Origin of the sequence: Rhizobacter sp. Root404 (genome assembly GCF_001425865.1) — a bacterium.
Classification (GTDB): domain Bacteria; phylum Pseudomonadota; class Gammaproteobacteria; order Burkholderiales; family Burkholderiaceae_C; genus LMDS01.
On the sequence record NZ_LMDS01000004.1, the window covers coordinates 464,739 to 478,630 of the forward strand.

Genomic DNA, 13,892 nt, shown 5'->3' on the forward strand with positions numbered 1-13,892 from the left:
TCTGTCGAAGGAACAGGCGGCGGTGTATCTCGGCATCGGGTTGACGCTGCTGGCGCAACTCGATGTGCCCTGCATTTGCTTCGGTCGTCGGCGCGTGTTTGACCGCCTTGACCTGGATGCGTGGCTCGATGAACATAAGGGCGAGCGAAGGCGGGCCGGAAAGGAGGCTATATGGCCCGACCTGAAGGACTCTACCGGCGACCGGACTCCGGTTTCTGGTGGATCAATACGACGCTCCCCAACGGCCAGCGCATACGCCAAAGCGCTGGGACTGAAAGCCGAGAGGATGCCGAGGCGCTGCTTGCCAAACTCAAGCTCGACGCCTACCGAGGGCATCACTTCGGAATCAAGCCCCAGCGATCCTGGCAGGAGGCTGTAGTCCGGTATCTCGAAATCAAGCGACGGCTTCGAAGCTTCAAAGACGTGCAGCGCATGCTGCGCCTGATGGACCCGTACCTCGGTCAGCTCATGCTGAGTCACATCAACGGCGATGTGATCTGGCGGCTGATCGAAGGCGAGTCCAAGAAGGGCAACCAGCCTGCGACGATCAACCGTTACCTGTCTGTTGTCCGTGCGCTGCTGCGCATGGCGCGTGACGAGTGGCAGTGGATCGACACGATGCCGAAGATTCGGATGCTCTCGGGAGAGGTCGAGCGTGATCGCTGGTTGACGCGCGCAGAGGCGGATCGATTGATCGCGTGCTGCGCCCCGCATCTGGCGGCCGTTGTGCGGTATGCCCTGGCAACAGGGTGCCGTGCCGGCGAGATCATGGGCCTGGAATGGGAACGGGTGGACCTGGCGCGCAACACCGCCTGGCTCAATCAGACCAAGAACGGCACACCGAGGGGAGTTCCGTTGAATGTGGATGCAGTGCAAGTGTTGAGAGAGCAGATAGGCAAGCATCCGCGCTTCTGCTTCACGCACCTGGGCGAACCGATTCGTTGGCAGTTGTCCAACAGCGGCTGGCAAGGGGCATTGGAGCGAGCGGGGATCAAGGACTTCCGCTTCCACGACCTTCGGCACACCTGGGCCTCATGGCACCGGCAGGCGGGAACGTCCTGCGACGAACTCAAGGACCTGGGCGGCTGGAAGTCGCGGCAGATGGTGGACCGTTATGCCAAGTTCGCTACCGAAAATCTGTTGGCCGCAGCGTCTCGAATCGAGACAGGGCGTGATGCGAGCGTGATCGAGATGTCACGTTTTCGTCACGGCTAGAAAGACAAACGGCCTGCCATTTCTGGCAAGCCGTTGTTTTTACTGGTGGGCCCTGAGTGACTCGAACACTCGACCTACGGATTAAGAGTCCGCTGCTCTACCAACTGAGCTAAGAGCCCCACATTCTTCGAATTCGGTACCGCTGGCGCAGATCACTTGGTGGGTTGTGCGGGGCTCGAACCCACGACCAATAGATTAAAAGTCTACTGCTCTACCAACTGAGCTAACAACCCGCTGAGCCCACGATTATAGCCAGGAACCGGGCGGATCATTTCTGCACTGCCAAAGATTCTAGCGCAAGACTGGCAGCCACCATGCCGAAGGTGGCCGTCACCGCCACGCTGGAGCCGTAGCCATGGCAGTTCAGCGTGCTGTCCGTCGCGGCGCCGTCGATGTCGCACGACGCGTCTGGCGGCGCCACGGCCTCGCGCGAGAACACGCAGCGCACGCCGATCTTGCCGGTGCGTGCGGCGCCGTGAAACTTGCGCAGCCGCTGACGCAGCGAAGCGAGCAGCGGATCGTGCGTGACCAGGCCGAGGTCGTCGACCTGCACCTCGTGCGGACGCCGCTTGCCGCCGGCCGCACCGGCGATCACGAGCATCGTGTGCGTTGCCAGCGCCCAGGCGGCGATGGCGGCCTTGGCGCGCACCTGGTCGCAGGCATCGATCACGACGTCGACCGGTCGCGGCAGCAGCGCGGGCCAGTTGGTCTCGTCGACGAACTCCTCGACGCCGATCACCTCGCAGCCCGGATGGATGTCGGCGATGCGTTCGCGCAGCGCCTGCACCTTGGCCTGGCCGACGGTCGCACCGACGGCCTGGACCTGGCGGTTGATGTTGGACTCGGCGACGTGATCGAGATCGATCAGCGTCAGCATCGCCACACCGCTGCGTGCCAGCGCCTCGGCCGCCCATGAGCCGACGCCGCCGAGGCCGACGACCGCGACGCGCAGCGCACGGATCCGCGCATAGCCGGCGTCGCCATAGAGCCGCCGCAGACCGCCGAAGCGGCGCTCGAGGTCCGCGTCGTCTGCGACCGGCAGCCCGATGATCTCGGTGACCTGGTTCATCGCGTCAGCTGCTGCGCTCGATGCGCCACACCTGGTAGCGCAGCGCGGCAACGGCGCCGGCGATGATGGCTGCGACGGCGACGAAGCTCGTCAGGCTCAGCGTGGACATGCCCGACAGCCCCTGCCCGATCGTGCAGCCGAGCGCCGTGACGCCCCCGATGCCCATCAGCACCGCGCCGACGAGGTGGTTGGCGGTGTCGCCGGCATCGCGGAAACCTTCCCATCGAAAGCTCTTCGTCGCCAACGCGTAGGCGGCCGAGCCGACCACCACGCCGACCACGCTGACGATGCCGACCGTCACCAGCTTCGACTTGTCGCTGAAGAACATCAGCCAGTCCAGCGTGTAGGCGACCGGTGCGACGAAGCTGAGCGACTCCATGCGGCCGGAGTTGGTCGCGACGAACGCCTCCTGCAGCGTGTTCGGGTCCTCGGTCACGTGGCCGAGCCGGCCGGACACGTACCAGACGCCCGCGATGACCGCGCCGACGCCCAGCCCCGCCAACAGGCTGTCGCCGGATCGGCCTTCGGCGCGGGCGAGCGCCCAGACGACCAGGGCACCGCCGATCAGCAAGCCGAGTGCCGCGGCGAGCGTGGCCTTGGCGAGTCCGGTCGATGCGGCCAGCAGCGACGGCAGGTCCTGTCCGGTGGCCAGGGTCACCGCGACCGAATCGACCGTGGCGACGCGGGCCACCGCGGTGATGCCCTTCAGCGTCGCGAACGCCGAGACGCCGAGCACGACGAACACGACCAGCGACTTGAGGTTGCCGCCGCCGATGCGCACCAGCGTCTTGCTGCCGCAGCCCGACGCCAGCACCATGCCGAAGCCGAACAGCCCGCCGCCGACGAGCGCGGAGAGCCAGACGAATTTCGGCCCGCCGTAGATGCTCTTGCCGGCGTCGAGCCAGCCCGCGGCGACCATCAGGTTGAAGCCGATGATCGCCACGCCCATGGCCATCACCCACATGCGCATGCGGGTCCAGTCGCCCATGTTGACGATGTCGGAAACGGCACCCATGGTGCAGAAGTGGGTGCGCTGCGCGATCGCGCCGAACAGCACGGACAGGCCGAACGCGGCCCAGAGAACGAGGGTGGCGAGGGCCTTCAGGTCGATGTCTTGCATGCCCGCATTTTAGGTGCGGGGTGCATGCGCCTCGCGGCGCGACGCTACTTCAGCGACGCCAGCCGCTCGCGACCCGCCTGCGCGGCCTCGGACTTCGGGTAGGTCTTGATCAGGTCGTCGATCGTCTTGCGTGCGCCCTTGCCGTCCTTCAGTTCGGCCTGGCAGTTCGCGATCGCGAGCATCGCTTCCGGGGCCTTGGCGTTGTCCGGCGAGCCGGCCACCAGCGTGCGGAACGAGGCGATCGCCTCCTTGTACTGGCGCACGCCGTACTGCGCGTTGCCGAGCCAGAACAGCACCGAGTCGTTGTAGCCGCTCGTCGGCCAGCGCTTGCGGAACGCGTTCAGCGCATTCGCGGTGCCGGCGAAGTCGCTCTTGCGCAGCAGGTCCATCGCTTCGTCGTACTGGCGCTTCTCGTCCGGCTCGACGGTGAACTCCTTGCCGTCGAGCGAGACCTTCTGCGGCTCGAACTTGCGCAGCCGGTCGTCCACGCCGGACTGGATGTCCTTCTGCTTGCGCTGCAGTTCGGAGACGATCTTGGTCAACTCCTCGTTCTGGCCGCGCAGCCGGTTGTTGTCGCCGCGCACCTGCTCGAGCTGGTTGTTCAAGTCGAGCATGCTGCGGCGCAGCTGGTCGATCTGATCAGACAGCTGCTGCTGGCCGGCGCGCTGGCGCTCGGTGTTCTGGTCGATGCGGGCGCGGATGTCGAGGATCGCGCGGCGCGCTTCGTCGTCATCGAACAGGCCGGCATGCGCCGCCGGCGCAAACAACGCCGTGCTCAGCGTCATGCCCGCGAAAGCGGCGCGAAGGATCTGACGCATGGCGACGCCCCTCACCGGTAGTTCAGCTCGGCGCGGCGGTTCTTGGCCCACGCCGCCTCGTCGCTGCCCTGCACCGCCGGACGCTCCTTGCCGAAGCTGACCGCCTCGACCTGCGAATCGGACGCGCCGAGCAAGGCCAGCGACTTCGCCACCGCCTCGGCCCGCTTCTGGCCGAGCGCAAGGTTGTACTCGCGGCCGCCGCGGTCATCGGTATGGCCTTCGACCTGCAGGCGCTTCTTGCGATCGGCCGCCAGCGACTTCGCGAAGCGGTCGATCAGCGGACGGTACTCGTCCTTGACGACATAGCTGTCGAAGTCGAAGTAGACGGTGCGCTGCGACAGCGCGTCGCCGTTGCCGGTGCCCTTGCTCAGGTCGACCGGCGTGACGCGGCTTTCGCCGCCTGCCGCGCCACCGGCGCCCGCACCCGCGGTGCCGCTGCCGGCGCCCGGCGTGCGCGATTCGACCGGCGCGCCGCCGGCGTCGCCGAGCGGCACGCTCGAGCAGCCGGCGAGCATCGCGGCGAGCGCGAGGGCAGTCAGGGATGGGATGGACAGCTTGTTCATGGGAATTCTCCTCTTGGATTGAAAAATCAGCGCCCGAACGGGCCCCAGACCGGCTCGCGCACGTCGACGTTGGTCGACAGCAGGCGCGCCTTGATCTTGCCGTCGAGCGTGGTGGTCATCAACACGTCGCGGCCCTGGGCGCGCGTAGCGTAGATGATCAGCCGGCCGTTCGGCGCGAAGCTCGGGCTCTCGTCGTCGTTGGTGTCGGTCAGCGCGACGGGCTGCGCGCCGCTGGTGCTCAGGTCGAGCGTGTACAGGCGGAACGCGCCGCCCTGGCGCGAGATGTAGGCGAGCGTGCGGCCGTCCGGGCTGATCGCCGGGCTGATGTTGTAGCTGCCGCTGAAGGTCACGCGCTCGACGTTGCCGCCGCTGGTGCTGGTGCGGTAGATCTGCGGGCCGCCGCCCCGGTCGCTGACGAAGTAGATGCCGCGGCCGTCGGGCGCAAACGCCGGTTCGGTGTCGATCGCGTTGCTGGTCGTCAGGCGGCGCACATTGCCGCCGTTGCGGTCGATCAGGTAGAGCTGCGAGCCGTGTTCGCGCGAGAGCGTCAGCGCGAGCGTCTGGCCGTCCGGCGACCAGGCGGGCGCGCTGTTCGAGCCGCGGAAGTTCGCGAGTTCGCGGCGCGCACCGGTCGAGGTGTCCTGCACGTACACGACCGCCTTCTGCTTCTCGAACGAGACGTAGGCGAGCTGCTTGCCATCTGGCGACCAGGCCGGCGAGATGATTGGCTCGGGGCTGTTCAGCGCGACTTGACCGCCCTCGCCGTCCGCGTCGGCGACGCGCAGCGTGTGGCGGTTGCCGCCCTTGGTCACGTACGCGATGCGGGTCGAGAACACACCCTTGTCGCCGGTCAGCTTCTCGTAGATGAAATCGGCGATGCGGTGCGCGGCCAGGCGCAGGTCGCCCGCCTCGACCGCGGTGCTCTGGCCGCCGAGGACGTTGCCCTTGACGACGTCCCACAGCTTGAAGCGGATGTCGAACCGGCCGTCGGCCAGCCGCGTGACCGAGCCGGCCACCAGCGCATCGGCCGAGCGGCCGCGCCACTCGGTCATCACCGGCTGGCTGCTCTCGTCGAGCGCAGCGCCGGCAGTGTCGACGCCTTTGAAGACGCCGCTGCGCTCCAAGTCGGCCCGCACGATCGCCGAGACCGACAGCGATGGGGTCGCGCGGTCCTCGTCGCGGAATTTCGCGATCGCGATCGGCAGCTGGGTGGCGCCGACGCCGGAGATCTCGACACGGAATTGCGCATGGGCGGGGGCCGCCGCGGCCAGCAGGCCGGCCACCATGAGGCCGGCCATCGTGCGCAGAACGCGCATGCATCGGAGATCGAGGCGTCGGGTATCGAACATCGTGGCGTCGGCGGCGGGAGAGGCCGCAAATGTTTCTGGGACAATGACCATCATAGAGGAGCACCTTGACCGCAGCCGTGCCAGCCACCCCTTCCGCCCCATCGCCCGAGCACACGCTGACCGTCGTGATCGTCGCGAAGAACGAGGCGCGGAACATCGCCGAGTGCGTCGCGAGCGCATCCTTCGCCGACGAGATCGTGGTGCTCGATTCGGGCAGCAGCGACCGCACCGCGGCACTCGCCGCGGCCGCGGGCGCCAAGGTCGTGCAGACCGATTGGCCGGGCTACGGCCCGCAGGTGGCGCGCGGCTTCCGGCTCGCGACCAGCACTTGGGTGCTGTCGCTCGACGCCGACGAGCGCATCACCGACGCGCTGCGCACCGAGGTGCTGGGGGCGATCCGATCGCCGGACTTCGACGGCTACCGCATTCCGCGCCTGTCGGAGTTCTGCGGCCGGTTCATCCACCACTCGGGCTGGCGGCCGGACCACACGCTGCGGCTCGGGCGGCGGCAGCTGGCCGACTTCACCGGCCACTTCCTGCACGCCCACATGACGGTGGACGGGCGCATCGGCGAGTTGCGCGCGGACCTGATCCACTTCAGCTATCCCGACATCCACGACGTGCTCGAGAAGCTCGACCGCTACTCGACCGGCAACGCCCGCGACATGGCGGCGGCGGGCAAAACGGCGGGCGTGGGCAAGGCGGTGATGCATGGGTTCTTCGCGTTCGTGCGCACCTATGTGCTGCGGCTCGGCTTCCTCGACGGCTCGCACGGCCTGATGCTCGCCATCTACAACGCCGAATACACTTATTACAAGTACATCAAGCTGATGTTCATGAAGAGTCCGCCGCAGCGGCCAGAGTTCCCCGCATGAGCGCGGAGCCGGTGTCGCGCGCTGGGCTCTGGACCAAGCTGCGGGTGCTCTTCCCTTACTTCGCGGGCACGCGCTGGGCCTTCGGGCTGGCCGCGCTGGGCGCCGCGTTCGCCGCCGTCTGCGAGACCGGCGTGGCCTGGCTGCTGGTGCCGCTGGTCGATGGCGGGATGAAGGCGATCCCGATCAAGTTCCTGGCCGACCTGCCGCACCCGCCGCTGTGGGCGATCCCGGTCGCGCTGGTGGTGCTGTTCGCGCTGCGTGGCGCAGCCGGCTTCGTCGTCGACTACACGCTCGCCTGGGCGGCCAACGCCGCGACGCTGCGCCTGCGCTCGCACCTGTTCGGCCGCCTGCTCGACGGGCACCCGCAGCTGTTCGTCACGCGCTCGGCGAGCAGCCTGATGAACACCGTGGTCTACGAGGTGCTCGGCGGCGTCAACCAGCTCGTCGGCGCGGCGCAGACGCTGCTGAAAGACACGTTCAGCGTGATCGCGTTCCTCGGCACGATGCTGCTGCTGAACTGGAAGCTGACGCTGGTGATCGCCGCGCTCGGCCCGGCGGTCGGCTACGTGATGAGGGTGTTCGGCAAGCGCATGCACCGCATCACGAAGGAATCGCAGGTCGCGGTCGACCGCCTCGGCTACGTGGTCGAGGAAAACGTGATGGCCTGGCGCACCGTGCGCCTGCACGGCGTGCAGGACGTGCAGCGCGCGCGTTTCGAGGACACGAGCCAGGCGCTGCGCCGCCTGCTGATGAAATCGACCGTCGCCGGCGCGACCGTCACGCCGGTGACGCAGCTCCTGACCGCCACCGCGCTCGCCGCCGCGATCGGCATGGCGCTGTGGCAGAGCAGCACCGGCGGCACGACGATGGGCGCGTTCGTCGCGTTCATCACCGCCGCGGTCGCGCTGGCCACGCCAATGCGCCGGCTCAGCGATGTGTCGGCACCGATCTCGCGCGGCATCGCGTCGGTCGAGCGTGCGCTCGACCTGATCCACCACGCGCCGACCGAGACCGGCGGCACGCATGCGCCGGGCCGCGCGCGCGGCGAACTCGCGCTGCGCGGGGTGTCGATCCGCTTCGGCGACAACCTGCCCGCGCTCGACCGCATCTCGCTCGACATCCGTGCCGGTGAGACGGTCGCGCTGGTCGGCCCGTCGGGCGCGGGCAAGTCGACGCTGGTCAACCTGCTGCCGCGCTTCCTGGACCCGGACAGCGGTACGATCACGCTCGACGGCGTGGCGCTGCCGCAATGGAGCCTGCACGCGCTGCGCGAGCAGTTCGCGCTCGTCAGCCAGGACGTGGTGCTGTTCAACGACACGGTCGCCGCGAACGTCTGTTTCGGCGCGCCGGTCGACGCGGCGCGCACACGCGCGGCTCTGGCGGCGGCCAACCTGGACGGCTTCGTCGACGGCCTGCCGCTCGGCGTCGAGACGGTGATCGGCCACAACGGCACCCAGCTCTCCGGCGGCCAGCGCCAGCGGCTGGCGATCGCCCGCGCGATCTACAAGGACGCGCCGATCCTGATCCTCGACGAGGCGACGTCGGCGCTCGATTCGGAATCGGAGCGCCTGGTCCAGCAGGCGCTGGAGGCGCTGATGAAGGGCCGCACCAGCCTCGTGATCGCGCACCGCCTCTCGACCATCGAACGCGCCGACCGCATCATCGCGCTCGAGGCCGGCCGCGTCATCGAACAGGGCAGCCACGCCGAGCTGCTCGCCCACGGCGGCCTCTACGCCCGCCTCCACGCGCTGCAATTCAGGAGTTGACCCATGACGACGACCCCACCCGCGATCAGCCGCTTCCCGGTGCCCACCCTCGACAGCCTGCCGGACGACATCCGCGCCAAGATCCTCGAGGTCCAGGAAACGGCCGGCTTTGTGCCGAACGTCTTCCTGACTCTGGCGCACCGCCCGGCCGAGTTCCGCGCGTTCTTCGCGTACCACGACGCCCTTCTGCTGCGCGATGCCGGCCCGCAGGGGCTGACGAAGGGCGAGAAGGAGATGATCATCGTCGCCACCAGCGGCGCGAACGGCTGCCTGTATTGCGTCGTCGCGCACGGCGCGATCCTGCGCATCTACGAGAAGGCGCCGATGATCGCCGACCAGATCGCCGTCAACTACCTGAAGGCCGACATCACGCCGCGGCAGAAGGCCATGCTCGGCTTCGCGATGAAGGTCTGCAACGCCTCGTACGCGCTGACCGAGGACGACTTCGCGGCGCTGCGCGAGCACGGCTGGCGCGACGAGGACGCTTGGGACATCGCCGGCATCACCGCGTTCTTCGGGCTGTCCAACCGCATGGCCAACATGACCTCGATGCGGCCGAACGACGAGTTCTACCTGATGGGGCGGGTGCCGCGGCCGCCCAAGGCCTGACGCCGGCGCGATGTTCTCGATCATCATCCCGACCTGGAACAACCTGCCGTTCCTGCAGCTCGCGGTCGACACGATCCGGCGCCACTCGGCGCACGCGCACGAGATCCTGGTGCACGTCAACGACGGCTCGGACGGCACGCTCGCCTGGGTGCGCGCGCAGGGGCTGAAGCACACCGCGAGCCCGGGCAACATCGGCATCTGCTTCGCGGTGAACCGCGTGGCCGCGCTCGCCACGCAGCCCTACCTGCTGTACCTGAACGACGACATGGCGGTGCTGCCGGGCTGGGACACGCGACTGCTGGAGATCGCGCAGCGCCTGGCCGGCCGGCGCTTCATGCTGTCGTCGACGATGGTCGAGCCCGGGGGTGCCAACAACCGCTGCACCGTGGCCGCCGACTACGGCCGTGACGCCGCGACCTTCCGCGAGGCCGAGCTGATCGCCGCGCTGCCGTCCCTGCGCCGCGCCCACTGGCTCGGCTCGACCTGGCCGCCCACGCTGCTGCCGACCTGGATGTGGACCGAGGTCGGCGGCTACAGCACCGAGCTCTCGCCCGGCATGAGCAGCGACAACGACCTGTCGATGAAGCTCTGGCATGCCGGCTGCCGCACCTTCATCGGCCTGGGCGACAGCTTCGTCTACCACTTCGCCTGCGTCTCGACCGGGCGCATCGTCAAGAACGACGGGCGGCTGCAGTTCCTGCACAAGTGGGGCATCAGCCAGCGCGACTTCGACCGCATCTGCCTGTATCGCGGCGAGCCGGTCGAGCTCGATGTCGCGCTGAAGGGCCGCACGCTCGACGAGGCGGACCGCGCGCTGCTCGCCAAGGCCCGGCTGCGCGCGCGGTTGTCGATGACCTACAAGCCGGCCGTCGCCTTCACCGCCGACGACCGGGCCTGACGCGGTGACGCTCGAGACCCTCGCGATCAGCAACCACGGCCTGCGCGCGAGCGGCGGCATCGAGCGCTACGCGATGACGCTGGTGCGCGGCCTGCACGAGCGCGGCATCAAGCCGGTGCTGATCGCGAAGGCGTTCGACACCCGCCTGCCCGAATACGGCTGGGTCACGCCCGTGCACACCAGCGTGAAGGCCGCGCCGGGCAAGCTGCGCGACCTGTTCTTCGACTGGCGCATCGGGCGCGTCAAGCGCCGGCTCGGCCTGTTCCCGCTGATCGGTTGCAATCAGACGCGCTGGTCGGACATCGCGATCTGCGGCGGCACGCACCCGGGCTTCCTCGAAGCGATGGGCGAGCGCGCGACCCTCAACGACCGCTGGAAGATCGGCCTGGAACGCGCGCATTTCGAGAACGCGCAGGTCATCGTCGCGCATTCGGCGCGCATGCGCGACGAGGTGGTGCGCCACTACGGCATCGACGCACGCAAGATCACGCTGCTCTATCCGCCGGTCGATGGCGGGCGCTTCTCGCGCGTCGATCCTCGGCAGCGCAGCGCGTTGCGCGCAGCGCTCGATCTGCCCGAGGACCGCGCTGTCTTCCTGCTCGCGTCGACCGGCCACAAGCGCAAGGGTCTCGACCTGCTGGTCGACTTCTTCTCACGCACCGACCTGCCCGTCACGCTGGTCGTCGCCGGCCGCGCGATGCAGGGCACAGCGCGCAACGTGCGCCACCTCGGCTACCGCAGCGACATCGAGAACGTCTACCGCGCCGTCGATTTCACCGTGATGGCCTCGCGCTACGAGCCGTTCGGCCTGGTCGGCGTCGAATCGGTGCTGTGCGGCACGCCGGTGCTGCTGGCCGACGATGCCGGCTGCGCCGAGATCATCAACGAGCGCGGTCAGCTGCCCTTCTCGCTCGCGCAGCCCGAATCGCTGGAGCGCGCGGTCGCGCAGGCCGTCGCGCGCTGGCAGGCGGGCACGCACCGCATCGCCGAGCCGCTGCAGTCGCTGGGCTACGACCCGCGCGTCTCGACCCACGTGGCAGCGCTGCTCGCAATCGCGGGGCGGCTCCTCCCCGGCGCGACGCCGTGACCGACGCCGCGCGCCCGCTGGTCTCGATGCTGGTCCTCGCCTACCAGCAGGCCGCGACGATCGAGGCCGCGGTGCGCGGCGCCCTCGCGCAGGCGTATTCGCCGCTCGAGATCGTCATCTCGGACGACGCGTCGACCGACGCCACCTGGGCCGCGATCGAGCGCGCCGTCGCGGGCTACGGCGGACCGCATCGCCTCGTGCTCAACCGCAACCCGGGGAATCTCGGCATCGGCGCGCACCTGAACCGCATGGTCGGCCTCTCGCACGGTGAACTGCTGTTCGTCGCGGCCGGCGACGACATCTCGCTGCCGCAGCGCTGCGCACGCGTCGTCGACGCCTGGCTGGCCGCCGGGCGCCGACCCGACCTGATCTCGTCCGCGCTGGTCGACCTGGACGAATCCGGCCACGCGCACGACGCGATCACGCCGACCGACCTCTCGACCTACCGCGACGCGGCCGACTGGATCGCGCGCCCGCCGCACGTGATCGGTGCCGCGCAAGCGTGGACGCGACGCGTCTTCGACCGCTTCGGTCCCTTGCCCGCCGGCACGGTCGCCGAAGACCTGCTGATGGTGTTCCGCGCGATCGTCAGCGGCGGCGCGATCACGCTCGCGGAACCGCTGGTTCAGTACCGCCGCGGCGGCATCTCGCGCCGCCGCCGCAACCTGCACGCGCGCGACGTGGTCGAGCGGCTGCTGAAGAACAACCGCCACGCGCTGGTCGAGCTGCCGCAACTGCTCGCCGATGCCCGGCGCGCCGGGCAGCTGGAAGCAGTCGAGGACGCGCTGTCGCTGCAGTTCGAGCGCGAGGTCTTCGTGCGCGATGTGTTCGGCGCGACGACGCTGGCGCAGCGCTGGCGTGCCTTCGTCGCCGCGCGCCGCGTGCCGCTGGCGCTGCGCGCGCGCCTGCTGGTCTACGCGGCCTGCCCGGCAGTGATGGCGCCGTTCTTCGTGCTCAAACGCGTCGCGAAACGCCACGGCTGAAGCCGCCCGCGCGCCTCACAGCAGCACGATGTCGTACTGCTCCGGCGACCCCAGCGGCTCGGCCTGCAGCGAGATCGGCTTGCCGATGAAATCGGACAACCCCGCCAGGTGCTGGCTCTCCTCGTCGAGCAGCATCTCGACGACCGCGGCCGACGCGACGATGCGGAACTCCTTCGGGTTGAACTGCCGCGCCTCGCGCAGGATCTCGCGCAGGATGTCGTAGCAGACGCTGCGCGGCGTCTTGACCTGCCCGCGGCCCTCGCACACCGGGCAGACCTCGCACAGCATGTGCGCGAGCGACTCGCGGGTGCGTTTGCGCGTCATTTCCACGAGCCCGAGTTGCGTGAATCCGCTGACCGTGATCTTGGTGCGGTCGCGCGCGAGCTGCTTGCGCAGCTCGGCGAGCACCGCGGTCTGGTGCTCCTCGCGGGTCATGTCGATGAAATCGATGATGATGATGCCGCCGAGGTTGCGCAGCCGCAGCTGGCGCGCGATCGCCTGGCCGGCTTCGAGGTTGGTCTTGAAGATCGTGTCGTCGAAATTGCGCGCGCCGACGAAGCCGCCGGTGTTGACGTCGATCGTCGTCAGCGCCTCGGTCTGGTCGATGATCAGGTAGCCGCCGCTCTTCAGGTCGACGCGCCGCGTCAGCGCCTTGGCGATCTCCTCGTCGATGTTGAACAGGTCGAAGATCGGCCGCTCGCCGGCGTAATGTTCCAGCTTGGCGACCGAGGTCGGCGTGAACTCGCGGCCGAACTTCTGCAGCGACTCGAACTGCAGGCTCGAATCGACGCGCACCGCCTGCGTGCCGTCGTGGGTCAGGTCGCGCAGCACGCGCTCAGCCAGGCTCAGGTCCTGGTGCAGCAGCGTGCCGGGCGGCGACTTGAAGCTGCGGTCGCGCACCGTCGCCCAGGTCTTGCGCAGGTAGCGAATGTCGTCGGCCAGCTCCTCGTCGCTCGCCTCCTCGGCGTTGGTGCGCAGGATGAAGCCGCCTTGCGGGCCGCTGCCCTCGGGCACCTGCGCGAGGATGTTCATGCGCGCGCGCAGCTGCTCGCGCAGCTCGTGCGAACCGATCTTCTGCGAGATGCCGATGTGGTCGTCCTGCGGCAGGAACACCAGCAGCCGACCGGCGATGCTGACCTGGGTCGACAGGCGCGCGCCCTTGGTGCCGATCGGGTCCTTGATGACCTGCACGGTCAGCGTCTGGCCCTCGAACACGAGCCGCTCGATCGGCGTCTGCGGCGGCGCGTCGCCGCTGCGCTGACCGCCGACAGTACCGCGTGGCCCGCCGCTGAAGGTGCTGCGCGGCACCACGCCGGCCACCTGCACGTCGGCCACGTGCAGGAACGCGGCGCGCTCCAGGCCGATGTCGATGAACGCCGACTGCATGCCCGGCAGCACCCGCACCACCTTGCCCGCGTAGATGTTGCCGACCAGTCCGCGTTCGAGCGCGCGTTCGATGTGCAGCTCCTGCACCGCGCCGTTCTCGACCACCGCGACGCGGGTTTCCTGCGGGGTCCAGTTGATCAGGATGTCCTGCATC

At 68.8% G+C, this 13,892-nt stretch carries 13 protein-coding genes and 2 tRNA genes; 7 read left to right on the top strand and 8 right to left on the bottom strand.

Features of this window, described 5'->3' with window-relative positions:
* Window positions 1-171: 171 nt before the first annotated feature.
* Window positions 172-1,215, top strand: a complete 1,044-nt coding sequence (locus tag ASC76_RS06695) for a site-specific integrase (RefSeq protein WP_056464196.1) — start codon at window positions 172-174, stop codon at window positions 1,213-1,215.
* A gap of 43 nt (window positions 1,216-1,258) precedes the next feature.
* Here ASC76_RS06695 and ASC76_RS06700 read toward each other — a convergent pair.
* The 7 genes from ASC76_RS06700 to tolB form a co-directional block, all read right to left on the bottom strand.
* A tRNA-Lys gene (locus ASC76_RS06700) sits at window positions 1,259-1,334 on the bottom strand.
* A 38-nt stretch (window positions 1,335-1,372) separates the two neighbouring features.
* Window positions 1,373-1,448, bottom strand: a tRNA-Lys gene (locus ASC76_RS06705).
* Between the two features lie 35 nt (window positions 1,449-1,483).
* Entirely contained in the window at window positions 1,484-2,284 is an 801-nt protein-coding gene (locus ASC76_RS06710) for a ThiF family adenylyltransferase (protein ID WP_056464199.1), read from the bottom strand.
* A 4-nt stretch (window positions 2,285-2,288) separates the two neighbouring features.
* Window positions 2,289-3,404, bottom strand: a complete 1,116-nt coding sequence (locus ASC76_RS06715) for a YeeE/YedE family protein (RefSeq protein WP_056464200.1) — start codon at window positions 3,402-3,404, stop codon at window positions 2,289-2,291.
* 44 nt (window positions 3,405-3,448) lie between these two features.
* The gene (gene ybgF, locus ASC76_RS06720) at window positions 3,449-4,222 is read right to left on the bottom strand and encodes a tol-pal system protein YbgF (RefSeq protein ID WP_235580371.1); all 774 of its coding nucleotides are present in this window, start codon (window positions 4,220-4,222) and stop codon (window positions 3,449-3,451) included.
* An 11-nt stretch (window positions 4,223-4,233) separates the two neighbouring features.
* Complete coding sequence (gene pal / locus ASC76_RS06725) at window positions 4,234-4,785, bottom strand: peptidoglycan-associated lipoprotein Pal (RefSeq protein WP_056464204.1); 552 nt, start codon at window positions 4,783-4,785, stop codon at window positions 4,234-4,236.
* A gap of 26 nt (window positions 4,786-4,811) precedes the next feature.
* Entirely contained in the window at window positions 4,812-6,101 is a 1,290-nt protein-coding gene (gene tolB / locus ASC76_RS06730) for a Tol-Pal system beta propeller repeat protein TolB (protein WP_235580372.1), read from the bottom strand.
* Window positions 6,102-6,199: 98 nt separating this feature from the next.
* On the opposite strand from tolB, the gene ASC76_RS06735 reads away from it, so the two are divergent.
* The 6 genes from ASC76_RS06735 to ASC76_RS06760 are packed head-to-tail and all read left to right on the top strand — an operon-like array spanning window position 6,200 to window position 12,352.
* Window positions 6,200-7,009 carry a glycosyltransferase family 2 protein gene (locus tag ASC76_RS06735; protein WP_235580373.1) on the top strand — a complete coding sequence of 270 codons (810 nt, stop codon included), beginning with the start codon at window positions 6,200-6,202 and terminating at the stop codon, window positions 7,007-7,009.
* A complete protein-coding gene (gene msbA, locus ASC76_RS06740) occupies window positions 7,006-8,775 on the top strand; it encodes a lipid A export permease/ATP-binding protein MsbA (RefSeq protein ID WP_056464206.1) in 1,770 nt (589 codons plus the stop codon). The genes ASC76_RS06735 and msbA overlap by 4 nt, the downstream gene beginning before the upstream one ends.
* 3 nt (window positions 8,776-8,778) lie before the next feature.
* Window positions 8,779-9,384 carry a peroxidase-related enzyme gene (locus tag ASC76_RS06745; RefSeq protein WP_056464208.1) on the top strand — a complete coding sequence of 202 codons (606 nt, stop codon included), beginning with the start codon at window positions 8,779-8,781 and terminating at the stop codon, window positions 9,382-9,384.
* A 10-nt stretch (window positions 9,385-9,394) separates the two neighbouring features.
* Window positions 9,395-10,282 (top strand): glycosyltransferase family 2 protein, encoded by an 888-nt coding sequence (locus tag ASC76_RS06750; protein WP_056464210.1) that lies wholly within the window; start codon window positions 9,395-9,397, stop codon window positions 10,280-10,282.
* Between the two features lie 4 nt (window positions 10,283-10,286).
* The gene (locus ASC76_RS06755; protein WP_235580374.1) at window positions 10,287-11,369 is read left to right on the top strand and encodes a glycosyltransferase family 4 protein; all 1,083 of its coding nucleotides are present in this window, start codon (window positions 10,287-10,289) and stop codon (window positions 11,367-11,369) included.
* Window positions 11,366-12,352, top strand: coding sequence for a glycosyltransferase (locus ASC76_RS06760; RefSeq protein ID WP_235580375.1), 987 nt, complete (start codon window positions 11,366-11,368; stop codon window positions 12,350-12,352). The genes ASC76_RS06755 and ASC76_RS06760 overlap by 4 nt, the downstream gene beginning before the upstream one ends.
* A gap of 15 nt (window positions 12,353-12,367) precedes the next feature.
* Here the strand turns inward: ASC76_RS06760 and rng are convergent, their stop codons facing one another.
* Window positions 12,368-13,891, bottom strand: coding sequence for a ribonuclease G (gene rng, locus ASC76_RS06765; RefSeq protein WP_371262089.1), 1,524 nt, complete (start codon window positions 13,889-13,891; stop codon window positions 12,368-12,370).
* Window position 13,892 lies beyond the last annotated feature (1 nt).